Here is a 26,169-nt window from a genome sequence, read left to right as displayed (position 1 = left end):
TGCCGGGTTCGTTACCGTAATCATGATCTTCCAGTCATCCGCATTCAATGTGAGCGGAATGGTTGGCTGACCGTCAATCGTTGGATGTTTCTCATAGTAGGTTCTTAATACGTTTTCGTAATCCTCAAGCGTTCTTACTTCTGGATATCCAAGCTCTTTTAGAACCTTTTGTTGAATCTCAAATCCGCCACCAGCATCAAATGAAACGTTATCTACGCCCATGTTCGTCGGAATTGCATAAATGGCTTGATCTTCGAGACTGTATTTCAAACGATTCATCTGATCGCCATAGATTTTTTTCAGGTTTGGTGCATGTTCTTCGATCAGATCGGTAAGGTCGAGCATAGCACCTGCGTCAACAAGCTTCGATAAGTTCCCTTTAGGAAAGATAATATCTGGGTAATCACCGCTGGCAGCCATCAAAGGTATTTTCTGATCCCCGCCATTATTCACATCGTACTCTGCCTCAATCGTAACACCTGTTCGTTTGGTAATCTCTTGGCCGACTGCATCCTTCATATTGTTCCAGTTTGGACTTGCATCTGCACCAAAGAATGTAAACGTGATTGGACTGGTTGTATCCCCTGTATCCTCTGGTGTTTCTGAAGCAGTAGTACCTCCTCCACAGCCTGCCGTAATGGCAAGAGCACTTGCGAGTAGGAGCATTGCGAATGTTTTTGGTGTTTTGCCCTTCATGTGTAATCCCCCTTATGGATAAAATGAAGCTTTCTATTGTATAACAGGCTGGCCTGCACATACCGGAAAGTGAATGATCTTGATGTAAAACTTTAGTTTTTATTACTTTAAAAGCACTTACTAAATGAGTTGATAATTACCTTTTTAAAATTAATAAACCTGATATATTCCTTTATTTCAGACTTGAAGGGAAAGCCGTTAATGTCTGTCATACCAGTGATGTAAGTGCTTTCATAATTGAATAATAATCGCTCTCTAAGTCCTTGTCAATAGTGAATTCACAAATTTGAAAACGTTTTTCGGAAAACGTTTTAGCACAAAAAGAAGAACCCAGGTTTCTGGGTTCCTCTCTTCAAAAAAATGAATGATAAACGATAAGCAATTATTGAGCTTCACCATTCCACAATTTAACGCGATTTTGGACAAGCTCGGTGTATTGTTGCTCCATTTTTTCTGCTCCGGCCTTGTTCACTTCTGCAATCATCGCATCGTAGATGCCGTCAAACTGATCCGGGGAACTGAGAATAGCCTCCGGGATTCGTTTACGGATAATATCCTGCGTTTTTTGGAAGATAACGTTGTAATCGGAGTCACCTGGCGTTGGCAAATTGTAAGCCGCTCCCCATGGCTTAACCGCGAACTCATCTTCACTTGGGTACAAGTCCTTCCAGGTTGTAACACCATATGCTTGCAGTGTTTCTTTCTCTGGTTCGGAATAAGCTGCTACGATCTGTTCAGGGAAATTCGTGGTGTAATAGTTATCCGTCGAATCTTTAACCCCGTCTCCGTAGTGACCGGACATATTCGTGTAGAGACCAATCCCTGTCTCTTTTTGGAATACGGCAGCATTGTTTGTCTTTTGGTCCAGAACATCGGCAGGAATGACACGCTTGCCATCCTTCACTTCGTAGTGCTGGCCTTCAATTCCCCAGTTCATCAGCACTTGACCTTCTTCAGAAGCCAGGTAATCGAAGAATTTAATCGTACGAACCGGATCCGGATTCGTCGTTGTAATACCTACACCCCAGCCGGATACGAATCCCGTGTCCTGATAGGAATGGTCCTTGATGTCCTCAGACAGGGTCACCGGGAAGTGTGAATATGTTGCTTCAGGCTTGCCTGCTGCTTTCAATGCGTTTTCAGCATCGGAGTAGCCCCAATCCTGGTCAATTACACCAAGTACACGTCCACTTGCGATTTTGGATTTATACTGATCCGTTTTTTGTACGAAGCTGTCCTGATCAAGCAATCCCTCGTTGTACATTTTGTTCAACCAACGGAAGTACTCTTTTTCCTCTGGACGTTTGTAGTGAAGCATTGCTTCGTACGTTTCCGGATTGATGTAATATTCACCGTCATCCGGTGCACCTGTTGCGAGGAAAGCCGGATTCGTTACCGTGATCATGATTCTCCAGTCATCCGCATCAAGTGATAAAGGGATCGTTGGTTGTCCATCAATCGTCGGATGTTTCTCTTTGTATGCCTTCAGCACATTTTCGAAATCCTCAAGTGTGCGCACCTCAGGGTAGCCAAGCTCTTTCAATACACGGTGCTGAATACCGAATCCGCCGCCTGCATCAAAGTACTTTTGGTCTACCGCGTAATACGTTGGCAGCACATAAATGGCCTGATCCTCATTACTGTATTTCAACCGGTCCATGTAATTACCATACAGCTTCTTCAGATTGGGAGCATACTGGTCAATCAGATCTGTCAGATCCAACATTGCTCCTGCATCCACCAGCTTGCTAAGTTCTCCTTTGGGTGACACGATATCGGGATAATCCCCGCTCGCTGCCATTAAGGATATTTTGTCCTGACCACCGCTGACGGCAAATTCACCGTTAAGTGTTACTCCTGTTTTCTCCGTGATAACCTGGCCAACCTCATCCTTCATGCCATTCCAGTTTGGACTGGGATCGACGCTAAAAAAGCTGAATGTGAGCGGAGTCGTTTCACCACTTGTGTCTTTAAACGACGTTTCGCCGCCAGTTCCTCCACCGCCACAACCTGCGAGCAAAGACATCGCAAGTACAGGAGCCAGTGCCCCTTTCATTTTAAAACTTGCCATAATGGTAATCCTCCCTGTTTCATATGTCTGTCTTATCCGGGACTTTTTTGTCCCTGTCTATAGCTTCATGAATGCCGCTCCGCAGCCCTATACGGTGAGGCGCAAACCAATGGGTCACGCCTCGGGCATCTGATGCTTTTTTTAGTTTACGGCTGCTCTTTTTGGCAGCTCTATAATATTAATTATTATGCTTTTACTGCACCCAGTGTCATACCGCCTACAAAGTACTTTTGCAGGAATGGATATACAACCAGGATTGGAACGGTAACAACGATCGTAATGGCCATCTTGATGGACTCTGGTGAAATCTGCGTCATCTGCTGTGCCATGTCATTGGCATTCCGTCCAGCACCAGAACCTTGCTGTGTACTTTGCAGTACTTTCATCAACTCATACTGGAGCGTTGTGAGATGTGCCTTGGAACCGTTGTACAGATACGTATCAAACCATGCGTTCCATTGGCCTACTGCCAGGAACAATGCAATCGTTGCAAGAACCGGTTTACAGAGTGGCAGGATGATTTTGTAATAAATCTTAAAGTCATTGGCACCGTCCAGTTTCGCCGATTCTTGAAGCGCATACGGCAGTCCGTCAATAAAGGAACGAATAACGAATACGTTGAACGCACTGATCATGCCTGGCAATACATACACCCAGAACGTACCGATCAGGTTCAGGTCACGCATCAGGATGTAGACCGGAATCAGACCCCCGGAGAAATACATCGTAAGTGCAAGTGCAGTGGATACGAATTTTCTCAATTTGAAGTCCGGACGAGCCAGTGTAAAGGCAATCATCGAGGAACTGATCAGACCGAGCAGTGTACCTACAATCGTACGCATAATGGAAACCTGCAGACCTTGCAGCAGCCCGTCATATTGGAAGATCGTTTTGTAGTTTTCCAGTGTAAATTCCCGCGGCCACAAGTAAATTCCGCCACGTACCGTATCTGTTGAGTTATTCAAGGAGATCGCAAGCACGTTCAGGAATGGATACAGCGTCACGATCAGTACCAGCGCCATAGCAATGATATTGAATATATCGAACAGTTTATCGCCCCGTGTAGCATTGAATGATTTGTTCGCCATAGTGTTCCCCCCTCCCTACATGATGCTTTCTTTGGTGAATTTCTTAAACAACCCGTTCGCTGTAAACAGAAGGATGATACTGACAACGGAGTTGAATATACCTATTGCTGTACCGTATGAGAATCGTCCCATGTTCAAACCATAATTGAGTGCGTAGAGATCGAGAACTTCCGAGTAGTCTAATACCAGACTGTTTTGCAGCAAGAACTGCTTCTCAAAACCGATACTGATCAAGTGTCCGATGGACATGATGAATAGTACGGAGATTGTCGTCCGAATACCTGGCAGTGTAATGTGCCACATCTGTCTCCAGCGGTTCGCACCGTCCACTCGGGAAGCTTCGTAAAGCTCCTGATCAATACCGGTAATGGCCGCCAGATAGATGATGGCATTCCAGCCGGTTTCCTTCCACATATCTGAAGCGGTTACAATGTACCAGAACAGGTTCCCCTTCGCCATGAACTGGATTGGCTGATCGATAATGTTCAGACCTACCAAAATGTCATTGATGATCCCGCCATCGGTGGAAAGCATCTTGGTAATAATCCCTGCAACTACGACCCAAGATACAAAGTGAGGCAGATATGATACCGTTTGCACTGCACGTTTGAAGAACATGCCTTTGAGTTCATTCAAGAGAATTGCAAAGAAAATCGGCACGACAAAACCGACAACCAGCCCCATTAAGCTCATTGCAAGCGTATTTCGAAGTACCAGATAGAACCGCTCATCGCTAAACAACTCTACAAAGTGTTTAAAACCAACCCATTCTTGGTCGCTGAACGATCTGGCTGGTTTGAAATTTTGGAAAGCCATCGTCCATCCCCATAGCGGCAGATAGTTAAATACAAAAACCCAAACTACGAATGGCAGTGACATGAGATAGAGATACTTCTGCTGCTTGATGCTATCCCAAATTCCGTTCCGCCGTTTGTTCGTTGGCGGCTTGGGGTTACTGCTTCTTTTCGCGGAAGCGGATTTTTTTGTTAGCGTTTCCATCTCCGTTCCCCCTCCTCTGTTTTATAGATCCATCATAACTGATAGAGCGTTTTCAAAATACCATCTGGATTTTAGAGAAAATCATATAAAAATTAGATATCCCCCCACAGAATTCGACATTATCTGCTCAAAATCAGGTATTTTAAAGCCTTTCATCTACAATTTACGCCATAAAAAGGTAGATATAATCTAAAATGCTAAATACCGAAAACGTTTTATAGAAATCGTTTACCTTCATTTTTAGAGAATAGAAAAAGGACCTGGTCAGGTCCTCTCATTCATAATGTGAACTGAATGGTCTGCAGCTTGACGATGCCAAGCAATTCAGCCGTAGATATCGTGGCAACAGGGTCGAATTGATCTCCCAACAAGTACCCGATCATCTCCTGAAACAGGAAGGCCGCTTCAGGACGCTTCATCATGGAAACATTGACAAACGGCAAAGACGATACTAGCAGTTTCCCCCGCCCCACTCTGGCCTCAAAAGCATATGCCAATCGTTTGGCTCTGTGAAAATGATCAATTACTTCAATAGAGGGACGTACTCCATGCAGCGAATCAAGGCATATCGCAGGAGTACCATTCACCAGGTGGTACCAATGCCAATCCGAAGCCTGATCATGTGGGAAACGGCCCAGCAAAGGTACCTTTTCCTGCAAATTCATTCCCATTGTTGCTCCAGACTGTGTTGCAAACATGAGATAATTCCAGAATACAGGCAGATACTTGGTGTCTACAGCATCATATAGTTCATTCGGTTTGGCCTGAAGCCAGACATGGCCACCATTCATCAGATAATCAAGTACATTAGGCGTAAGTGAAGAGATGATTACCAAGTCTATCTGACTTTGGCTGATCAAGTCTTTCCCATCCAGATGGTCCACCTGACGATGGTGGGAATCCAGTAAAAATGGTTGCAGCTCACCCACGCAATTGCAGATCCGATGAGATCGGTCGTGAGGATGATAATGCGGAAAAGACCAACCGTGCCAGACGTTGTCTGCAACGAGCTCCGAATGGCCTGATCTGATCTCAGCTTCAATGACAAAGGCAGCAGCCCCATGCTTAGGTGCCTGTATGGTTAGACGCCCAAGCGAAACAACAGAGCCACAGCTGATATCTCCATGTGCCCATTCACCCTCATCCTCAATGATATGATTACGGATTAGCTTCCAATGGATTGAGGCATCTACAATCGGCTTCTCTCCATAATGAGATATGCTGGCTTCAATATGGATGGGTTCACCAGCATAGTAGGTCCGCTGTCTGCTACCCAGCAAGAGCACAATGCTTTCGTTAAACTGCTTGAATGCTGCTGGTTCCACTATTCCCTTGCTCTCCCAAAACACGTCCAGAACTCCCGTGGTCGCATGTCCTTGTCCAGGAAAGTCCCGGATATCAAGCAGCTGTATGCCCGCTGCATCTGGTGTGCGGCGAACTCGCTCCATTGCTTCCTTTAAGGACCGCATCAGATGTATGCCACTTGCGTGCTGAAAATCTTCCACATCATCTGCCAGGCCTCTGCGTCCAATGGACTCTTCAATGGACTCCAACCAGCTTGGGCGCAGGACGCCTGTGTACTTCTCCCGCTCCTGAGGGCGTACGTACATGGTGAACTGTGCATGTTCATGCCCAACGACCGGATTATTTGTAAGCCGGGTGACATCATGGTAATCCAGCGTGGTGTCCGGTACGGCAGACAGCTCGGATTCCAGTGGAGGATGCCAGTTCAATGACTGAATATAAAAGTCTGCATTTCGGCCTTGAGCCGGCAGCTGACCAAAGCCCGTATTATCCGTATATAACCGTGTGGGGTCAAGTGAACGAGCGAGTTCTACCAAATCATTCAATTCAGGATGTCCGTTAGGCCCAATCAGTTCATTTCCCAACGAAAACATGACAAAGGAAGGATGTGTGTGCAAGGAATGTAATAATCCTTTTAATTCCCGGGTTAAAAATAGCCTGATCTCTGCCGGTGCCTTCACGTCACGATTCTCAAACCACCGTGACCAATGTGGAAGTTCCGCCTGGACAAGCATGCCTTCTTCATCTGCAGCCTCCCAGAACGGCCGTGGCGCACTCCAGCCATGCAGACGTACATGATTGAATCCGTAAGACTTTGCCGTACGGAACTGCTGTACATAATGCTGCTTGTCCCAGACCGGATAACCCGTTAAAGGGAAAATGCAACAATCCACGTATCCGCGCAAAAATACAGGCACACTGTTTAACTCAAGCTTTTTTCCATTCGCTCTGAACGAACGCATGCCGAATGCACGTTCCACCCGATCCAGCTCTCGTCCCTCATCCTGCAAGGAGACAACGACCTGATATAACCTCGGAGATCTATCCGACCACAGGGCAATGTCCTTTTCCTGGCCAAGATCAAGATCCCACTGCTCCGTGCCATAACTCCCTTCAAATTGTTGGTCCTCATTCGGAAGAGACATTGAAGCAATGGTGCGGGTCTGCCTCGGAAGCCAGCTTCCATCAGGGTGCCTAAAATCCACATGAAGTTGACATGTACTGGTTAGGGGTGACTCGCTAGCGCTTACATCATATCGGATCGTTACGATCCCGTTCTCGGCGTCAGGCTGGATATACAATTGCTTGATTCGGGAAGACGGTAGCTGATCCAGATAGGCTCCGCCTGTAATTCCGCCCCACGCTGTAGCCGTATGGATGGAATGAATATGACTTCCAGCCAAAGACAGCTTCATCGTATTGTCCACACGCAATTCCAGCTGGTTTTGCCCTTCGGAATGGATTAGGGATGTAATGTCCCATTCGTGCGCCACAAGCAGACTGTCACGCTGTCCGGCATGATGTCCATTTACCCAGAGATCTGTTGTCCATCTGACTCCCTCAAGTCTCAATACATACTCGCAGTCCGGCTCTGACACTGGAAGATCTACTATGGTCGAGTACCAGGCAGTACCCTCGTATTCACGTATTTTGGTCCATGTATCCATCCTGTGATAATCCGGCTCGTTTCCATACCCCTGCTCTTCCCAGGAACCTGGAACCTGAATCGTTCCCCATACGGATTCATCAGAAATTGGCGGTCTCCCGCCATTGGCAAGGTCTGTTTCGAGACAGAACTTCCAGGTCCCCTTCAGGTCAAACGTATGGCGAACAGCTTGTATATCCGATGGTCTCATCTGATTGTCTCCTTGTCCGGAATTAGATACTTCCAGTTTAAGACGTACCAATGGAAGTCACCATTGTTTATATAAGGAAGACGATGGACTATATCATGATGCAAATAAGACATGAAGCAGTATCGAAAACGTTTTATATCATAAGAAAAGAAAATTAACATATAAAAGCAAAGCTATTTTACCTGGACTATACGCCGTCAGGCTCTTCAGGCTGATCTTTAGATTGGGATCTGGCATGTTTGTACGCGGAAGGAGACTCTCCTACATATTTCTTGAATTTGCCGTGAAAATAATCCACGTTAGCATACCCTACTCTTGCAGCGACCTGATGAACCTTTAACCCTTCATCAAGCAGTTCTTTCGCTTTTTCCATCCGAACCTTGTCCAGGAATGCGTTGAAATACTCCCCTGTGTGGTTCTTGAACAGCTTGCCCAGATAACTGCTGTTATAGTTAAACACCTCAGCTAGAACCTCCAGCTTGAGATTCTCCCCGGGATTACGCCGAATAAAATCGATCATTTGTTTTAGTGCCGTATCTTTACTGCCACCGCCCATACGTTGAATAAGACGGCTTAGATGGCCTTCTGCCATTGCCTTCAGATCAGATACCGTTAATTGATGATATACTTCGTTAATCAAGACAGAATGTTCCTGCATAATCGACTGCATATGCTGGTTCGAGGCAGCCAGTTTGTTGATAGCCATGGAGAATACCTGAGAGAACGCTGTTTTGATTGCCTGCTCTGTCCGGTGGTAAGGGACAATTCGCTCCTCGATCTCACCCAGCACCCGAATTACAGATTCCATACTGCGTATGTCGAGTGCATAATACAGCTTGTCTGCCAGTTCCGATTCTTCAGGCTCGTCGCTTTCATCTTCGCCGATCATGAAAGCAGCTGTTCCTTCAGCGGCAAGCTCTTCATTCCACAACATAATGCGTTGTTCGGTAAATAGAAAACGTTCTGCCAGCAGTCCGTTCGCCTGTTTATAGGATCTGACAATTTCGGAAGTGGTATGGGCCGGTTCACCTGCTGCCCCGTACATCGTAATGTTCCATTCACCGAGGAGCCGCTTCAGCTCATCATATAAATGCTCGGCAGATGAAGCTGATGTGATTGGATCCTTGCACAATAAGGCAAGACCCGAATGATAAGAGAAGACGATTCCCCGATCCTTTTGATCAAAGGCCTCTGCCAGTTTGCGTTTAACTACACCTCCACGCTGCACATCAGGTGCGGTATGCATCTCTAACAGCACAACCTGATATTGCGGCCACTTCAACCCAAGGGCATCCTCTTCGATGGGACCGACGCCTTCCAGATTATCAAACAGAAGTGCCTCGATCTGATGCTCCCGATATGCCGTATCTTCACCTGCATGACGTGCCAGTGCTTCCTGCTCACGTGTAAGCACTGCAGCAATACGCTGAAGCTCACCGATGATCTCCTCTTCATCCACAGGCTTGAGCAAGTACCCATCCACACCGAAGCTGATTGCTTTCTTGGCATAATCAAAATCGGCATACCCACTCAGAATGAGAAAATGTGATCCCGGATGTTGTTTCCGCACCTCTTCGATTACGTCCAATCCAGTCATGCCCGGCATACGGATATCGATAATGGTCAGATCCGGTTTAAGCTCATCAAATCGAGTAATGGCCTCCCGTCCACTGGCTGCGGTAGCAATCACCTCAAATCCATACTCGGCCCAATCTATGATCGTTGTCAGTCCTTCGCGTATGCTCGGTTCGTCATCCACCAAAAATACTTTATACATGCGGTTCCCCTCCTGAAGGTAATTCAAAAACAATCTCTGTTCCTTCCCCATACACACTCGTAATCTGTAATCCGTACGGTTCACCGTATGTCAGCGTTAACCGTTGATGCACATTGCGCAGCCCAATCCGGCTCTTCTCTTGCTCCTCCGGTCCGCGGATAAATTGCATAACCTCTGCAAGACGCTCCGGTGTAATACCGGCACCATCATCATTGACGCGAACCTGTACCACATCATTGACCAGACGAATATCTACATTGACATGGACCGTTCCCTCTTTATTCTCCAATCCATGCACAATGGCGTTCTCCACCAGAGGTTGAACGATCAAAGGCGGAATGTATATTTTCTCTGCTCCGGGATCGATATGAATCTGAAAGGCAAGCCGATCCCCGTAGCGGAATTTCTGTATCTCCAGGTAGGAGCTAACCATCTCGAGCTCGGCCTGGAGGGTCGTTTTGCCACTCCCGATTTCAAGGCTCTTGCGCATCAGTTTGCCGAGCAGTCTGACGATATTCGCAATCTCGGCCTCCCCTTTGATATGAGCTTTCATGCGAATGGACTCCAGGGCGTTAAACAAAAAGTGAGGATTAATCTGACTCGCCATCATTTTCAGTTTAATCTCTTTCTGCGCGATTTCCAATTGGTTGTTCTGCTCGGTCGTTTCAACGACCTGAGTCATTAGTTCGTTTATGCTTTTAACCATGTAATTGAATTGTCTCGATAATTGTCCAATTTCATCGTCTCCGTCGATTCTGGACGTCACATTCAGATCCCCAAGGGCCAGCTTGTTCAGATGCTTGCTAAGACGAAGCAGCCTGTTCGAAGTAAGGAATGAAATAATATATACAAGTAAGAGGGCAATGATTAAGACAAGGGAGATAAAGAGCATACCGATCAGACTGATCTTATTGGCATCCTTGACGATATCTTTGGTCTCGAAGACAGAGATCACCTTCAAGCTGTTCATACTCGACACAGGGCGCAGCTCATCAATAACAATATTGGACGGCTCTCCCTGAAAATCAGCTTCCAGGGTTCCCTTGGCCTGATTCTGTAAATCGACGCCAAAATCCAGCTCGTCCAGCGTTTTGCCCACCAGATCCGTATTTTTGGCAGCCACAACATAACCCTGCTCATCTGCAATCAGTGTTTCAAAGGGTTCCTGTCGAAGCAATTCGTTGAGCTCATCCTGATTGATTTCAATCAGCAGTACGCCCTCGGTGCGATATTCAGGGAAAGGCACTTTGCGCACCAGGCTGAGTTTGTGAACCGGATTATCTTCCTTGTCCGGAATGTAGAACCATCCCGTGTTCGTCGATAACAGCGCTTTTTGATACCAATAGCTTTGCTTCGTCTGCTCGTTCAACGGGATAAACTCCAGATTATTGATCAGGGTGGGGTTATCGGAATAAAAACGAATGCCTGCCACCTCACGGTATTGTCGCTTGTATTCCTGGAAATCCTTATAGGCCAAATAAGCAGAAGTGAGTTCCATTACGCTGGAATAGCGTTTGTTCACAATCTCCTTCAGTTCGTTATTGAACATCAGAATATCGGAAATATCCGTCGGCACACGCAGTAATGTGGCTGTCTGGCTCTTGATCTTGTCCACGTTGTTGATTGTCTGCCCGATCGCATTATCCAGTGCCTGCTGCCGGAAATATCCGGTCACGGCAAGACCTATGATCAGAACCGGAATCATGACGACAAGTACATAGGAAATCAGCAGTTTATGCTTCAATTTGAGATTGTTCGATACACGTATAAACCTTCTTAACATATCTGCACCTTCCGTTGTCTATATAAGCGCTTACATATAAATGGCAAGATCAATCAGTTCCTGCATTTCCACTTATCATACCATACAACCCGTATAACCTCTTATATTTCCAGGTTTGTGATCTCGGCAATTATTCCCTTAGATTAGCATACATTCCCGCTCAATTGCAGTGACCAATTGATGTATTCGTGTTACAAAAACAATAAAAAGGCCGCCATGGGCATGGCGGCCGGGCTTGCAGATATGCTGCATCGCGAATAGATGGCGATATGAACGCAAGACCCTTTTGCTGAAGCTATTGATCAATTAAGGACGGGGTGTCTCTACCCCATTCAGAATCAGTTTAGGATGAATATCCGCGCTCAACGAAGCCGATACAGCGCAGTATTTTTCTTCAGCCATTTGGATGGCTTTCCAGATACGATAATCCGGGATATCTCCGTCGACTTTGAAGATCAGGTCAATGGATGTAAAACCTCTGGGCATCCCTTCACTGCGTGTACCCTGAGCTTCAATCTCAATTCCGGTGATTTTGTCCAGGAAGGCATCCAAAATCATCGTAATATCGATCCCCATGCACCCTCCAAGACCTGCAAGCAACAGTTCCATCGGTGTAGCACCCTTGCTGTCACCACCATAAGCAGCCGTGGCATCCATGCCTACAGCATAACCAGAGGGTCCTTCGGAAGTAAACGCGCGTTTGCCTTTCCATACGGTTGTTACATTCATGTTGTTATCCTTCTTTCTTAGAATAGTTTACAATCTGCACATATCTCTGAAGACTTAGAATTCAGTAATTTGCTGCAAAAATCTTCGTGTTCGTTCCTGTTCCGGATGTTCAAAAAATGCCTGTGGACTGGCTTCTTCCACGATCGAACCATCTGCCATAAATACGATCTTATTGGCCACATTCCGGGCAAATTTCAATTCATGCGTGACCACCAGCATCGTCATGCCTTCCTGTGCCAGCTCCTTCATGACCGAAAGAACCTCGCCTACAAGTTCCGGGTCAAGGGCTGAAGTCGGCTCATCGAACAGCATCACTTTCGGTTCCATGGCAAGTGCACGAGCGATCGCAACTCTCTGCTGTTGTCCACCTGACAAGCGGGATGGGTAAGCATCCTCCTTGTCCGACAATCCTACACGATCCAGCAGAATACGTCCGCGTTCGGCCGCTTCGTCGCGCTTGATTTTCTTAACCGTCACGAGGCCTTCCATCACATTTCCCAGTACTGTTTTGTGAGGGTACAGGTTGAATTGCTGAAACACCATACCAGTCTGACGGCGGATCTCAAGCACTCGTGAGCGCTGAACTCGCAGCGGATCATTGCTGTCCACGATAATGCCGTTCACTTCGATCTTTCCGCCGGACAGTTCTTCAAGTCCATTCAAACAGCGAAGCAGCGTGCTTTTGCCGGAACCACTTGGTCCTAGCAGGACTACGATATCTTTTTCATTCACGTGCAGGTCAATATTCGTAAGTACTTCATGATTTCCAAAATGTTTCTTCAGTCCAGTTGTTGTAATCATCGGTTCTCTCCCTCCATCAGTAAGCCCGGGCCAACCGGCGCTCCACTTGTTCCAGAATGGCCGAGAAGCCGATACTCATAATCCAGTACATCACACCGATGGCCAGATAAAACGGCATATTCAACGCATATTGGGATACCAGTAACTGTGCTGAACGCAGCAGCTCCGTTACACCGATGGTTGCCACCAGTGATGTTTCCTTCAGCATACCAATAAAGGTGTTGCCCATCGGTGGAATGGCAATGCGTACTGCCTGAGGGAATACAATCCGTCTCATCGTCTGAAAAGGAGTCATTCCCGTTGCATAAGCCGCTTCTGTCTGCCCCTTCGGCACAGCCTGAATGGCGCCCCTGAATGTCTCAGACAGGAACGCACCTGCATTCAAACTCAGCCCCAGACAGGCTGCCGTTAGCGATCCCAAGGTTACGCCATAATCGACCAATCCATAATAGATTACGAATAATTGCACCAACAGCGGGGTTCCCCGCATGATGGATACGTAAAACCGTGCGATCATCCGAAGCCAGAGTGGGCCTTTCAGTCGGACAACAGCTACAATCACACCGATCAAAAATGCGAAAAACATTGAAATTATGGTCACATAAAGCGTGTAATAAGCCCCCTTCAAAAAGAAGGGGATATTTTCAAATACCAGTTCCATGGATCAAACTTCCCTTCGCCTTGCCGGTCATTATTGCGCAGGCTCTTCACCAAACCATTTTTTGAAAATGGTATTGTACGTGCCATCATCCTTCATGCCTTGAAGAGCTTCGTTCAGCGCTGCTACAAGTTCCGGATTATTTTTCCGAACAGCAATACCGGCTTGGTCACTCTTGATCGGTTCGCCTACAGCCTTAATCTTGAATCCGTTGGAATCAATAATGGGTTTAAGCGCGTAGAGGTTGTTGATTGTTGCATCAATGCGTCCTGCATCCAGATCTTTAAGTGATGTGATGACATCGTCATACGTCTTAATGGTGAAGTCTCCCACTTTCGGCAGCACTTCATTACGCAGATAAGTTTCATCATTTGTGCCCAGACCTACACCAATCGTTTTTCCTTTGAAATCTTCGAGTTTGGTAATATCGTTATTATCGTTTTTCACAATGATTTTGACTTGATTGGTAATATAGCCTTCACTGAAATCCAGCGCCTGTTTCCGCTCATCGGTAATCGTCATCTGGCTGATAATGGCGTCAATCTTTTTCGATTGCAGGCTTGGTGTCAGGCCAGAGAACTCTTGGGAGACAAATTCAACTTCAACCCCGAGGCGCTTGGCAACCTCACGTGCGATATCTGCATCAAAACCATCCATCTCCTTGTTGTCATTCAGGAAGTTGTATGGACGGTATGTACCCATCATACCTACTTTCATGGTGCCCGCTGACTTGATCTGTTCCAGTTCATTACTTGCTTGTGCTCCATTACTGCTGCCATTGTCGGTTGTTTTGCTTCCGCATGCACTTACAACCAGTACAACCATAAGCAGAATTGCCGTCAGCATCCAACTTTTGCGCATTTTTTTGCCGTTACTTGGTGTCCCATTATTCATCATGTTAACTTCCTCTCATTCATGTGGTTAATAGTTGTATCCATTATTCCCTGCTTCTGTCTCAATCATGTAAAAAAGCCCTCGGTACAGGCACATCATTACGTGCCCAGCAAACCGTAAAATTCAAAGCTGGATGCTTCCGCAGCAAGCGATTCAGCTGTCTTAGCCGATATGCCCTCATGCAGCTCCGCAGAGCCAAACAGCCAGCGGGAGATCATGCCTTCGATCATGCTCACCAATAGAGCAGCCCGTACAGGCACATCCATCGAAGGTGGCAGCATGCCAAGTTCAATGGCACGTTCCATGTTATGGCGGAACGCTGACTCCACAGCACCGCGTGTCTCCTCAACCAGACGACGTACCGATTCTTCGGTCACGATACCTTTCAGCAGCAGCTCCATAAAGTAACGGTTGTCTGCGGCAAAAGAGAACAAGTTGATGAACAATCGCTCTGACGCCTTGACCATATCCTCAACCGATCCTGCATCCTTGCGATAACCCTGACCGATAGCTTCTAGCAGTTTCTCTCTGCCTGTTAATACAATCTCTTCAGCGATGGCTTCCTTACTCTTGAAATGCCAATAAAACGTCCCTTGAGCTACACCAGCTTCACGAACAATATCCGATATCTTGGTTTGGTGATACCCATGAGTCGCAAATCGCTGCATCGCAATACGTATAATCTGATCCCGGCGTTCTTCTCCGGGTTCCTTATCATTTACTTTGGACATTTCAATACCCTCCCGATTGATCAGTCAGTCAGTTAAGTATATCCTATGGGATAACTAGGTTTTTGTCAATATGGTTTTAAACAATCAATTCAATGCATAAGTTGAAGTTGGACACGTTTCTGATCATAATAGATGATAGCCTTGTTCTGCTGAACAAGCATTGTCAGTCAAGCAGAGCAGACCACCTTCTGCATCTGCATTTCAAGGAGGAAGAGCATTGGACATTTTATCATCCATTATTATGGGCATCATCGAAGGTTTGACTGAGTTTTTGCCCGTGTCCTCAACCGGACACATGATTCTGACCGCCCACTTGCTGGGATTATCGGAGGACAACGAGTCAGTCAAAACGTTTGAAGTGGTTGTTCAACTCGGTGCTGTACTTGCTGTCGTTGTGCTCTACTGGAACAAATTCATTGATATGTTCCGCTTCACCGGAGGTAAAAGGAGCTACTCCCAACGTCTGAACCTTGTGCATATCTTTTTGGCGATGGTACCGGCTGTAGTCATTGGGCTTGTTTTCCGCGACTGGATCAAGGCACATCTATTTGGCCCAGAGACCGTATTGTACAGTTTGGTCATCGGTGGGGTCTTGATGATTGTAGCTGAGCGCTGGAGCCGCCGCAGTCACCGAATCACAACACATGATGTGGACGATATTACGTATACACAGGCATTTGTCGTGGGACTTTTTCAGATTTTGGCATTGTGGCCAGGTTTCTCGCGTTCAGGTTCAACGATTTCTGGTGGATTGTTCGCAGGGGTAAGCCGCGTTGCTGCTGCTGAATTTACCTTCCTGGTGTCCGTTCCCATCATGATTGGAGCCACAGGATACGACCTCTACAAGAGCATCGATCATCTGAACGGTAGCGACTTCCCTATCTTTGCGATTGGATTTATCGCTGCATTTATCGTAGCCATGCTTGCCATTAAGACATTCTTGTCCATTTTGAAAAAGCTCAGCCTGACCGTCTTTGCGATCTATCGCTTTGTGCTGGCAGCTGTATTCTTTTTCATTTTGATGATGTAGTTAAAAAAATAATTTAAAAAGGCGACACGCGTTCCAACCGGAACCGGTGTCGCCTTCTTCATATCCTTATACTTTGGATTCCAGCGTCTCCAGGTACTCGGAGATTTGCGTAGGCGTTTTTGCCCATTTGCTATGCAGGTGGGCTATCTTCTTGCCGTTTTGGAACACGAGCAAACTTGGAATGCCGCGTACCGCATTTTCCTCAGCAAGCGGTTGGAATTCCTCCGCATCCATTGCATAGAAGGTTTTGTCCGAGTGCTGATCGATGACTGCACCAATAAAACGGTCGAGGTTTTTGCAGTCAGGACACCAGTTTGTATCGAATTTGATGACGGTCAGCCCGTCTGAATTAATGGTATCACGGTATTGTTGTTCACTTTGAATTCTTTCCATATGTCTTCTCTCCCTTGTACAATTCTTAATGGTTGACCTCTATTGTACCTCTAATAGTTACAATTGCAATAGGCAGACTGGATGTCAACGGTGCTGCTTGTACTGATTGGCCGGATAATGCTCCCTTATTTCTTGTATTTCCGCATCCGTTAGGGGTGCAGATGCCGAAGCCTCAATATTGTGCAGCAGCTGTGTTCTGGAGCTTGCTCCAGGGACGACGGCAGCTACCGCCGGATGGGACAAGGCGTATCGAATCGCAGTTTGCGCCATGCTCCGCTCGTCCGTAACGAAGCGGCTCAAGCCTTCACGAATGGCAAGCAGCTGATCCGGCGTATAATCCAGATAACCCTTCTCTACCTTGGAAGCACCGGAATCTGCGAGTACTCCGCTGGCAACAGGTCCGCGGGCAATGACGCTGATCCCTTTTTGTTCAAGCAAAGGCAGCACTTCCTCCTCAGCCCGGCGATCCACGACGCTGTATTGATTCATAACACTGGCTATGGATGATCTCCTTACATATTCCCGAATTACATTAGGGCGTATGGACGATATGCCATAATACCGAATCAGTCCTTCCTGCTTCAGCTCCTCGAAGGCTTCAATCGTCTCTTCAATTGGATCATCCAATGTACCGCCATGCAGCTGATACAGGTCGATATAATCCGTTTGCAGGCGTCTGAGGCTGTCATGTACAGCTTGCTTGATATACGCTTTGGACGGATCCCATGACCAGCCCTCTTTCCCTGGCAATCGGCGGTTGCCCACCTTCGTTGCCAGGATTACCTGCTCGCGGCGTCCCTGGATTGCTTTTCCCACGATTTCCTCATTACGTCCTGCATCATACAGGTCAGCTGTATCCAGCAGATTGACGCCGCGGTCCAGTGCCTCATGAATCAGATTTATGGCCGGTTCTACTTCGGTTCCGAGCGACATACAGCCCAGTCCTATTTCTCCGACGTACAGTTCAGATGAGCCCAGACGGTTTTTCTTCATGTGTGTACATCCCCTTTCATACGTTCTGCAAGTATCCATTGTATCATTCTTCCTGGTAAAAATCGCATCCGAGGGGGCAATGGGAATAAACACAGAAAAGCCCGGAACTTGAAGTGCTCCGGGCCTAGCTAATGTACTCACAACGTGAGTCTAATTGATGTCTACTCGCTGTACTTTTTTGCTTCCATTTGAAGAATTTGAGCCTTTCATCATGCCGGAAACCGTTGAAAACAGTTTATCTCTGGCCTGCTTGTTCCTCATCAGATAGGTTACGCCAGCACCAATAGCCGTCATTATAATTCCGCTTTTTTTAGACATGTGTTTCTCCTCCTTAAGGGATTGATGTACATCGTGTCTTGCTTGAAATTTACCCTTTGTGAGGAAAACGAAACGGCTATGTCACGCCAGTCATATCTCCTGAAGACGATGCAGGGAACTCTCCTGAATGCGAGCACCCTGATTGATATCATCAAAAAATGACCCCTAAAAATTAGGAGTCACCTTAATTAGCTCTTTGACTTGAGATCAATCCGATGGAGGTGCTACATGGGTCATTTCTTCATGTTTGTACGTCGAACCATCCGCAGTCAGGTAGAAGTGTCCGATGGGATGCAAATTTTCATCCAGCTCGTAAACAAGAGGAATGCCTGTGGGAATGTTGAGAGCCATGACATCAGCTTCCGACATCTCATCCAAATGCATAACGAGTGAACGAAGTGTATTCCCGTGCGCAGAGATCAGTACCCTTTTTCCAGCTGACACCATGGGTTTGATCTCGCTGTTCCAGTACTCCAGCACCCGCTTGGACGTATCCATCAAGTTCTCGGTACGGGGAATGGTACAGCCAAGACGCTTATACTTGTCCACGTCCTGCACATAACGATCATCCGTCTCATCCAGCGGCGGCGGAGATACGCTAACAGAACGTCTCCACTCCATAACCTGGTCTTCTCCGTATTTGACAGCAGTCTGCTGCTTATTCAAACCTTGCAGAGCACCGTAATGACGTTCATTAAGCTTCCATGTCTTTGTGATCGGAATCCACATCCGGTCCATCTCATCAAGCGCAATGTCCAGTGTTCGAATGGAACGTTTGAGTACCGAAGCATAAGCATAGTCAAAATCAAAACCCTGTTCCTTTAAGATTTTGCCAGCTTTGCGGGCTTCACCGTACCCGTCCTTGGTCAGGTCTACATCAGTCCAGCCTGTAAATCGGTTCTCTACATTCCACATACTCTGTCCATGACGAATTAATACCACTCTGTACATTGCCGTACCTCCTTCCTCGAAATCATTACCCACATGTTCGGCGAGATATGCTCAGAAAATGAACTACATTAATAGTATGGAGCCATCATCAGGTAAACGACTACCCCTGTGGAGCTAACATACAGCCAAATCGGCATCGTCCAGCGAGCAATTTTGCGGTGTTTCTTCAATTGGTTTGTCCAGCCCCAGACGAGAGTGAACAAAGCCAGCGGCACAATAATGGCTGCAAGAACACTGTGAGTGATCAAAATAAAGAAATAGATGGAGCGAACAATGCCCTCCCCGCCGTATTTGGACGTTTCCGGAGAGAGATAGTGGAACGACAAATACGTGACAAGAAACAGCAATGTTGTCGAGAACGCAGCAAGAATAAATCGTTTATGAAGCTTTACGTTCTTCTTGATAATAGCAATCAGCGCGGCAAGCAGGAAAATGAAAGTGAAACTGTTAAACACGGCATTGAACCGCGGCAGCACCGTGATATCAAAGGCGACATCCCCTTTGTATCCGATCGAAGGTGCGAAGAACAACAATAAAATAATGACATTGGCAAGAATGGAAATGGTAATAATGATACCTGCAAAATTTTTATTACTTGTCGGGGCGGCCGAATTGGATTGAATATTGGAATCCCCTTTGTTATGTTTGCCCAAAGCAAAATCCTCCTCATATGCTAACTTCTATGTTCTATGTCATTATATCTCGCGGCCTGCCCCCTGTTAAGTGACAACACTCTGAACAAAAAGCACGCATACCCATTTAAAATGCCCTTAACAGCTCGTTTTCATCCAAATGTCAGCAGTCGCCGGTTTACCCAAAACAGAGTTTATGGTATAATTAAATTAAATAATCACATACGCGTTGAAATCGGAGGAGCCTGTCACCAAGGGCCCCTCTTTGTCTTTTTTATGGCATATTAGGGCTGTTATTCTAGCCTTTCTATGCCATTTTTTTGTGTCAGGACAATGGAATCAAGTGCTCTTGGTGAGGAAATCCTATAGACGCTACTGTTGGGGAGGAGTGCACTTATGGAATTTGTTTTGGTACTTGCATTAATTTTGATTTTCACCAAACTTGCTGGGGACCTGTCCGTTAGACTGGGTCAACCATCCGTATTGGGTAAGCTGATTGTAGGTGTTGTTCTTGGACCTGCCATTCTAGGTTGGGTCCAACAAACTGATTTCGTTCATTATATGGCGGAGATTGGTGTACTTCTATTAATGTTCATTGCCGGACTTGAGACGGACCTCGAGCAACTGAAGAAAAACTGGAAGGCAGCTTTCGCTGTTGCCGTCGGAGGTATTATTCTTCCATTTATCGGAGGATACGGTGCTGCTATAGCTTTTGGAATGTCCCAAACTCATGCACTTTTCTTTGGACTTTTATTCTGTGCCACGTCTGTAAGTATTTCCGTCCAGACACTAAAGGACATGGATCAGCTCAGTTCACGTGAGGGTACTACAATTCTCGGTGCAGCTGTAGTCGATGACGTTCTGGTTGTTGTACTGCTTGCTGTCATGATGAGCTTGCTGGGTACGGGTGCAGGTGACACATCAATCAGTCTGCTTATTGGTAAAAAGTTATTATTCTTTGTTATTATTATCGCTGCCGGCTGGTTCCTTGTCCCTCGAATCATGAAGTGGATGGCACCTCTCAAAGTTACAGAGACTGTTATTACTACAGGATTAATCATCTGTTTCGGATTTTCCTATTTCGCAGAATGGATGGGCGTTGCCGGAATTATTGGTGCATTTGCGGCGGGTATTGCCATTTCTCAAACCACTTTCAAACATGAAGTTGAAAGCAAAGTTGAGCCCATTGCCTATAGTATTTTTGTACCGGTATTCTTCGTAAGTATCGGTCTGAATGTTACTTTTGACGGTGTTGGTTCCCAAATCTGGTTTATCATTGCGATCAGTTTAATTGCTATTGTGACGAAGCTGCTGGGCGGTGGAGCCGGCGCACGGCTTACAGGGTTTGATCGCGTTTCGTCCCTGGCCATTGGCTCTGGCATGATTTCTCGGGGTGAGGTTGCACTTATCATTGCCTCAACCGGACTTGCTTCTGGTTTGCTTGACCCCGAATATTTTACCAGCGTTGTCATCATGGTTATCGTAACTACGCTCGTTACTCCTCCTTTGCTCAAAATAACCTTTGCTCGCAAAAAAGGAGAAGCTCGTGTTGAACAAGGGATTGAGGAAGCTCATTTGAATGGATAGTATCACCTTTACCGAATGATGACTATTAATAGATAATTGTTCCTCAATAGAACTTCCGGATGAGACGATACTACAATTTCGAATATTGAAATTGTCCGGGTTTTAACGTTATATTTGTCCTTAGTAAAGAAAATTAGGCCTTGAAGCACACGCCGCTTTGACATATTTTTCACCTTTGATCCAAAAAGGTTGGAAATGTTCAGAGCGGCTTTTTGTATTTCTTTCAAGCTTCTAGAAAAACAAAAAAAGACCACTCCATATACAAGAGGTCTTTATCCTCAACCCGAAAACAGGTTGTCCCATTTTAAGTTAACACACCAACGTAGAAACCGATCGTTATAAACACGACGCACCATATGAATGCCCCGATCCCGGAGATCACTACATATTTTCCGATAGCCATGCGGCTGATGCCGGAGAAGCAGCACATCAGATGGCGAATGCCAGGAATAAAGTAGCCGAGGATAATGGACCAGTACCCATACTTCAGGAACCAGCCCTCCACCCTCCCCAGCCGTTTGGGGTTCACCCCTACCCACTTGCCATACTTTACGACGAGGGGTCTGCCCGCCTTCTTGCCAATCGCGTAGCTGAGCAGTCCTCCCGTAAATGCACCACCAAAGCTGACAATGATCGAAACGGAATAATTCAGGACCGAGATGGAGGCGAGATAACCGACAAAGGTCATCATCACCTCATCCGGAATGGGCATGCCGATGACACCCAGAGCGAGCAATCCGTAGATTGCAAAATATCCATATTGACCAATAAACTCTTTAGCAATTTCCATGACTGACTCGCTCCTTATTTCGGTTCCACGATATCCTTCTCATGAGGCGCCAACACCTGTTTCAGAGATGGGAATCGAATTTGGCTGACCATTAAACCGGATAATACAACGATAACAAGATAGGCTACACCGTGGGTGAAATAAGGACTCCAGAGCGCGAAAAAGGACATCAGTCCGCCTGCAAACGTAATCGGCATTCCGACGAAACCTACACTTGCTGTTTTCTGACAGTTGTAACGGGCCAGACGCAAGGCGCCACATACTGGGAATAACGCCGTCAATGCCATACCAAGCACACTTACTTCGTTCATGGAGTTCAGATACAGAATCAGCACCGGGGCTGTTCCGAAGGAAACGACATCAGCCAGAGAATCCAGCGCCTTGCCGAACTCCCCTTCACAATGCAATTTTCGTGCAGCAAAGCCGTCAAACAGATCAAAGAACATGGCAACCCAAATCATCGTCACGGCCAGTGCAAACTCGCCATGAATGGCCATTATGACGGCGAGCATGCCAGAAGTTAAATTGCCCAATGTTAAAATGGACGGTAAAGATTTCATAAGACTTGACTCCCTTTCGTACTAAGCATTAGGAAAAATAATATAAAAGCGGACTCCGTCCGGCGTGTTCTCCACTCCATAACTGCATCCGTGCAGATCAAGAATCTGCTTCGCGATGGCCAGGCCCAGGCCTGTTCCTCCCATTTTGCGATTACGTGATCGTTCTACCCGATAAAATCTCTCCCAGATATACTGGCGTTCAGCTTCCGAGATCCCTTCGCCTTTATTCTCGATGGAGATTCTTACCTGCCCTTCCAGCCTGCTGATCTCTATCATTATATCGGTCTGCGGCAGCGCATGACGTATAGCATTCATCATCATGTTATAGATCACTTGCTCCAGCTTGCTTCGATCTCCTTCAACGGTCTGCTCTGTGGTGGAGACAAGCACGATTTCGAGCCCTTTTTCCTTCAGCTGCGGGCCGAGACGCCCGGCAATCTCCTCGATCATGTCTCCAAGGACAACTGCACCGGTATTCAGCTTGATCGCCTGTGATTCCAACCGAACGAGATCCAGCATTTCTTCAACCATCGTCTCCATTTTGACCGCTTCATCCGCAATGATCTCAATGTAACGCTCCCGCTTGTTCTCACTGACTCCATCCTTCAGCCCTTCGGAATACCCCTTGATGATACTGATAGGCGTTTTGAGTTCATGCGATGCATCGGCAAAAAATTCACGCTGCCGCTGTTCAATCCGCTGCTTCATCTCCATATCGGTCCGCATTTGACGATTCGCCTGTCTGAGTTCCTCCAGCGTCTGCCCCAATGTGGTGGACAGAGCGTTCAGGCTATCGGACAAACTGCCAATTTCATCATTGCGTTTGATTGGTGATTTCACGGAGAAGTCAAGCGTCGACATCTTTTTGGCCACATGGTTCAAAGCCAGTAAGGGTTTTGTGACAATTCTGGACAATAACAGGGAAAGAAACAGAATCAGCACAAATGCACCCATACCAAAATATGCATAGAACAAACGTGTTGCTTCATTCGCTTCCCTCATCTCCTGCAGAGAAGTCAGGGAAAAAATAAGCTGCTGCTGAGGCCCGTTTTTGTGGACCGGAGCAATGGTAATCACATTCCGAACACCACTCCAGCTATCCGTCCATTCTTCATTAAGCATCTTGCCACTCGCCAAACTGAGCTGGTCTTCCGTTGAGAGAGGGAAGCGGCTGTCCAGGGCCTGCACAAGCAATCCCTGTCTCTGACTCCATGTTCCCAGATTGGGAAGCACCACTTCGGTCAATACGCCAGACCATTCCTGAACCGGCTCAGAGAGCTCCTGAAAGTCCTCCGTACCTCGCGCGGCAGAGTTGTTGTCCTGGATTTTCAACGGATAGACCATCGGTTCGTTCAGCCCGCTGGCCGGACCTGTGACAGTGAGCTCCTGACCATATTTCAGATGAGTGGCAATCCATCCCGCGTTCTCACTATTGATGAACAAGGATAGGGAAACCTTCACCTGACTACCATCCTCGCGGAGCAGAGTAATGTGAAACGGATCGTTGACCAGTTTGCCCGTACTTGTCAAAATCACCAGATGCGACTGATTCTGACGCATGAACTTCCCGGTTTCCTTGGCCAGTTGTATACTATCCCAATGCCCTCTGGAATACTGCTGTTCAAATTTCGCCAGTTTTTTCTTCATGCTGCTGATCTTCTGATGCTGGTAAAAGTCCGGGAACCAGACCAACTGGGCAGTCACTGATGTTCCATATAAGAGGAGCAGAAAACCAGCCATAACCAGAAATAGCTTCATCGTTACGCCATTACGTCTCATGCCTCAGCCTCGAATCGATATCCCGTGCCAATCACTGTCCGGATACACTTGGCTTCATCCCCTAGTTTGCTGCGCAGCTTCTTGATGTGCGTATCCACAACGCGGGAATCACCATCAAAGTCATATCCCCAGACCCGATTAAGGATTGCATCCCGGGATAAAACGATCCCCTGATTGCGTGCCAGGTAGAGCAGCAGCTCATACTCTTTGGGAGCAAGCTCTACCTCCAGCCCATTCATCTCCAGTCGTCTCGCCCAAGGATCAAGCAATGCGTGACCAAACCGGATCACACCCTGTTCTCTGCTGATTGCACCTTCGACTCGCTTCATTAATGTCTCTGCACGCGCAACCAGCACACGAGGGCTGAACGGCTTCGTTACATAGTCATCGACACCAAGGTTAAATCCGTGTATCTTATCATCATCTTCAGACCTTGCGGTCAGCATTATAATAGGTACGGTGGATTGAGACCGAATATGCTCACAGAGCGTCCATCCATCCATTTCAGGCATCAGCACATCGAGAATGACCAGATCCACTTCATGCAGATCCAGCAGTTGGAGTGCTTCAATTCCATGCTCCGCCTCGATTACATTCCATTGTTCCTTTATAAAATAATCGGCCACAATTTCACGAATGCGGCTTTCGTCTTCCACGAGAAGCACTGTTCTCACCATGGCCGACTCTCCTTTTATCTTTCTTCTGTTAACATACCGATTCCATGTGTCGTTCGTGTGTCCATCCATGTTCTGGAATGAACTCCATGTTATATACGATTAATACCCCATATAAGTTACTCAATTCGCAGCAATCCACACAAAAAGGCGGTTGCCAACGAGCCACCTTCGCCCATTGACAACCACCCTTCAGCTGAATCCAAGTTCTCTTTCCCGGTATCGCTTACCGCATCCGCTATTAGCGTTGTTGCTCCAAGCGGTGTGCCGCGTGCAACGTCGGGCCAACAAAACGATTAAGCGGGAATCCGCCAGCAATCGCTTGAGTAATGAAGGCTTTGCCTTCACGTACAGCCTCTTTTACAGACAGACCGCGCGCCAAACCAGCGGTAATCGCTGCAGAGGTTGTACAACCCGCCCCATGCGTATAACCGGAACCAACAACATCGGCTTCATACCATTCGTAGTTTTTGCCATCATAGAGAAGATCCATCGCTTTACCTGGGGTAATGACGCCTCTGTCCTTGATCAGGACATGCTTCGCCCCATGGTTGTGAATTACAGCAGCTGCTGCTTCCATCTGTTCCTTGGAACGGATCGGTCCGCTCTTGGCCAATTGGGAAGCTTCAAACAGGTTTGGAGTAACCAGATCAGCACCCGGCAGCAAAAATTCAATCATTGCTTCCGTATTTTCAGGCTGCAGCACCTCATCTGTACCTTTGCAAACCATTACCGGATCGATTACGATCTGTGGCAGACCGCTGCGGCGAACATGCTTCGCGACCAGTTCAATAATATCTACGGAACCCAGCATTCCCGTCTTCATCGCATCAAAACCAATTCCGTCCAGAACGGTACGAAGCTGTGCTTCCACTACATCCAGAGCCACAGGGAAAACCTGGTGGTCCCATGTTTCAGGCTCCATCGCCACAACCGTCGTCAGAACGGTCATACCGTACACACCAAGCTCCTGGAATGTTTTCAAATCAGCTTGAATTCCTGCGCCGCCGCTTGTATCTGAGCCGGCTATTGTCAATGTTTTTGGAATCGTCATGGTAGTCGCATTCTCCTTCA

General features: G+C 46.9%; 24 protein-coding genes. 2 read left to right on the top strand and 22 right to left on the bottom strand.

Annotation, left to right across the window (positions count from 1 at the left end; all coding sequences use genetic code 11):
* The 12 genes from CHH60_RS25410 to CHH60_RS25355 form a co-directional block, all read right to left on the bottom strand.
* Positions 1–696 (bottom strand): extracellular solute-binding protein (locus CHH60_RS25410; protein WP_141236987.1); only part of this gene is annotated, 696 nt, incomplete at its 3' end.
* Positions 697–1,078: 382 nt separating this feature from the next.
* Positions 1,079–2,767 carry an ABC transporter substrate-binding protein gene (locus CHH60_RS25405; protein ID WP_095361740.1) on the bottom strand — a complete coding sequence of 563 codons (1,689 nt, stop codon included), beginning with the start codon at positions 2,765–2,767 and terminating at the stop codon, positions 1,079–1,081.
* A gap of 185 nt (positions 2,768–2,952) precedes the next feature.
* Positions 2,953–3,855 carry a carbohydrate ABC transporter permease gene (locus tag CHH60_RS25400; protein ID WP_095292355.1) on the bottom strand — a complete coding sequence of 301 codons (903 nt, stop codon included), beginning with the start codon at positions 3,853–3,855 and terminating at the stop codon, positions 2,953–2,955.
* 15 nt (positions 3,856–3,870) lie between these two features.
* Positions 3,871–4,854 carry an ABC transporter permease gene (locus CHH60_RS25395; protein ID WP_095361739.1) on the bottom strand — a complete coding sequence of 328 codons (984 nt, stop codon included), beginning with the start codon at positions 4,852–4,854 and terminating at the stop codon, positions 3,871–3,873.
* A gap of 278 nt (positions 4,855–5,132) precedes the next feature.
* A complete protein-coding gene (locus CHH60_RS25390) occupies positions 5,133–8,015 on the bottom strand; it encodes a glycoside hydrolase family 2 protein (protein ID WP_095361738.1) in 2,883 nt (960 codons plus the stop codon).
* A gap of 187 nt (positions 8,016–8,202) precedes the next feature.
* Entirely contained in the window at positions 8,203–9,792 is a 1,590-nt protein-coding gene (locus CHH60_RS25385) for a response regulator transcription factor (RefSeq protein ID WP_176476206.1), read from the bottom strand.
* Positions 9,785–11,575 carry a sensor histidine kinase gene (locus tag CHH60_RS25380; RefSeq protein WP_095361736.1) on the bottom strand — a complete coding sequence of 597 codons (1,791 nt, stop codon included), beginning with the start codon at positions 11,573–11,575 and terminating at the stop codon, positions 9,785–9,787. The genes CHH60_RS25385 and CHH60_RS25380 overlap by 8 nt, the downstream gene beginning before the upstream one ends.
* A 306-nt stretch (positions 11,576–11,881) precedes the next feature.
* Entirely contained in the window at positions 11,882–12,304 is a 423-nt protein-coding gene (locus CHH60_RS25375) for an OsmC family protein (protein ID WP_095361735.1), read from the bottom strand.
* 54 nt (positions 12,305–12,358) lie between these two features.
* The gene (locus CHH60_RS25370; RefSeq protein WP_095361734.1) at positions 12,359–13,105 is read right to left on the bottom strand and encodes an amino acid ABC transporter ATP-binding protein; all 747 of its coding nucleotides are present in this window, start codon (positions 13,103–13,105) and stop codon (positions 12,359–12,361) included.
* Positions 13,106–13,121: 16 nt separating this feature from the next.
* Complete coding sequence (locus CHH60_RS25365; RefSeq protein WP_095361733.1) at positions 13,122–13,766, bottom strand: amino acid ABC transporter permease; 645 nt, start codon at positions 13,764–13,766, stop codon at positions 13,122–13,124.
* Positions 13,767–13,796: 30 nt separating this feature from the next.
* Positions 13,797–14,624: a substrate-binding periplasmic protein gene (locus tag CHH60_RS25360; protein WP_371264592.1), complete on the bottom strand. Its 828-nt coding sequence runs from the start codon at positions 14,622–14,624 to the stop codon at positions 13,797–13,799.
* A 131-nt stretch (positions 14,625–14,755) separates the two neighbouring features.
* Positions 14,756–15,388 carry a TetR/AcrR family transcriptional regulator gene (locus CHH60_RS25355; RefSeq protein ID WP_095361732.1) on the bottom strand — a complete coding sequence of 211 codons (633 nt, stop codon included), beginning with the start codon at positions 15,386–15,388 and terminating at the stop codon, positions 14,756–14,758.
* 217 nt (positions 15,389–15,605) lie between these two features.
* On the opposite strand from CHH60_RS25355, the gene bacA reads away from it, so the two are divergent.
* On the top strand, positions 15,606–16,418 hold the full coding sequence (gene bacA, locus CHH60_RS25350; protein ID WP_095361731.1) for an undecaprenyl-diphosphate phosphatase: 813 nt from the start codon (positions 15,606–15,608) through the stop codon (positions 16,416–16,418).
* 66 nt (positions 16,419–16,484) lie between these two features.
* Here the strand turns inward: bacA and CHH60_RS25345 are convergent, their stop codons facing one another.
* The 5 genes from CHH60_RS25345 to CHH60_RS25330 all read right to left on the bottom strand — a co-directional run bounded on the left by CHH60_RS25345 (position 16,485) and on the right by CHH60_RS25330 (position 19,726).
* Positions 16,485–16,811 carry a thioredoxin family protein gene (locus CHH60_RS25345; protein ID WP_095292336.1) on the bottom strand — a complete coding sequence of 109 codons (327 nt, stop codon included), beginning with the start codon at positions 16,809–16,811 and terminating at the stop codon, positions 16,485–16,487.
* Between the two features lie 84 nt (positions 16,812–16,895).
* A complete protein-coding gene (locus tag CHH60_RS25340) occupies positions 16,896–17,804 on the bottom strand; it encodes an aldo/keto reductase (protein WP_095361730.1) in 909 nt (302 codons plus the stop codon).
* Positions 17,805–17,954: 150 nt separating this feature from the next.
* Complete coding sequence (locus tag CHH60_RS29990; RefSeq protein WP_153980001.1) at positions 17,955–18,122, bottom strand: hypothetical protein; 168 nt, start codon at positions 18,120–18,122, stop codon at positions 17,955–17,957.
* Positions 18,123–18,329: 207 nt separating this feature from the next.
* Positions 18,330–19,073 carry a 2,3-diphosphoglycerate-dependent phosphoglycerate mutase gene (gene gpmA, locus CHH60_RS25335; protein WP_095361729.1) on the bottom strand — a complete coding sequence of 248 codons (744 nt, stop codon included), beginning with the start codon at positions 19,071–19,073 and terminating at the stop codon, positions 18,330–18,332.
* A 68-nt stretch (positions 19,074–19,141) separates the two neighbouring features.
* Positions 19,142–19,726 carry a DUF420 domain-containing protein gene (locus CHH60_RS25330; protein WP_176476205.1) on the bottom strand — a complete coding sequence of 195 codons (585 nt, stop codon included), beginning with the start codon at positions 19,724–19,726 and terminating at the stop codon, positions 19,142–19,144.
* Between the two features lie 375 nt (positions 19,727–20,101).
* Between CHH60_RS25330 and CHH60_RS25325 the strand changes: the two genes are divergently transcribed.
* Positions 20,102–21,292 (top strand): cation:proton antiporter, encoded by a 1,191-nt coding sequence (locus CHH60_RS25325; protein WP_095361728.1) that lies wholly within the window; start codon positions 20,102–20,104, stop codon positions 21,290–21,292.
* A 304-nt stretch (positions 21,293–21,596) separates the two neighbouring features.
* On the opposite strand, the gene CHH60_RS25320 is transcribed toward CHH60_RS25325, so the two are convergent.
* From CHH60_RS25320 to thiD, 5 genes are all read right to left on the bottom strand, one after another.
* Positions 21,597–22,082, bottom strand: a complete 486-nt coding sequence (locus CHH60_RS25320) for a DedA family protein (RefSeq protein WP_095292328.1) — start codon at positions 22,080–22,082, stop codon at positions 21,597–21,599.
* A 14-nt stretch (positions 22,083–22,096) separates the two neighbouring features.
* Positions 22,097–22,642 (bottom strand): CDP-diacylglycerol--serine O-phosphatidyltransferase, encoded by a 546-nt coding sequence (gene pssA, locus CHH60_RS25315; RefSeq protein WP_095361727.1) that lies wholly within the window; start codon positions 22,640–22,642, stop codon positions 22,097–22,099.
* A gap of 21 nt (positions 22,643–22,663) precedes the next feature.
* Positions 22,664–24,421 carry a sensor histidine kinase gene (locus tag CHH60_RS25310; RefSeq protein ID WP_095292325.1) on the bottom strand — a complete coding sequence of 586 codons (1,758 nt, stop codon included), beginning with the start codon at positions 24,419–24,421 and terminating at the stop codon, positions 22,664–22,666.
* Positions 24,418–25,098 (bottom strand): response regulator transcription factor, encoded by a 681-nt coding sequence (locus tag CHH60_RS25305; RefSeq protein ID WP_095361726.1) that lies wholly within the window; start codon positions 25,096–25,098, stop codon positions 24,418–24,420. Before CHH60_RS25305 ends, CHH60_RS25310 begins: the two co-directional genes overlap by 4 nt.
* Positions 25,099–25,336: 238 nt before the next feature.
* The gene (gene thiD, locus CHH60_RS25300) at positions 25,337–26,149 is read right to left on the bottom strand and encodes a bifunctional hydroxymethylpyrimidine kinase/phosphomethylpyrimidine kinase (RefSeq protein ID WP_095292321.1); all 813 of its coding nucleotides are present in this window, start codon (positions 26,147–26,149) and stop codon (positions 25,337–25,339) included.
* Positions 26,150–26,169 lie beyond the last annotated feature (20 nt).

This window comes from Paenibacillus sp. 7523-1 (assembly GCF_002276415.1).
Lineage (GTDB): Bacteria > Bacillota > Bacilli > Paenibacillales > Paenibacillaceae > Paenibacillus > Paenibacillus illinoisensis_A.
This window is presented reverse-complemented; position numbering and strand designations above follow the sequence as displayed.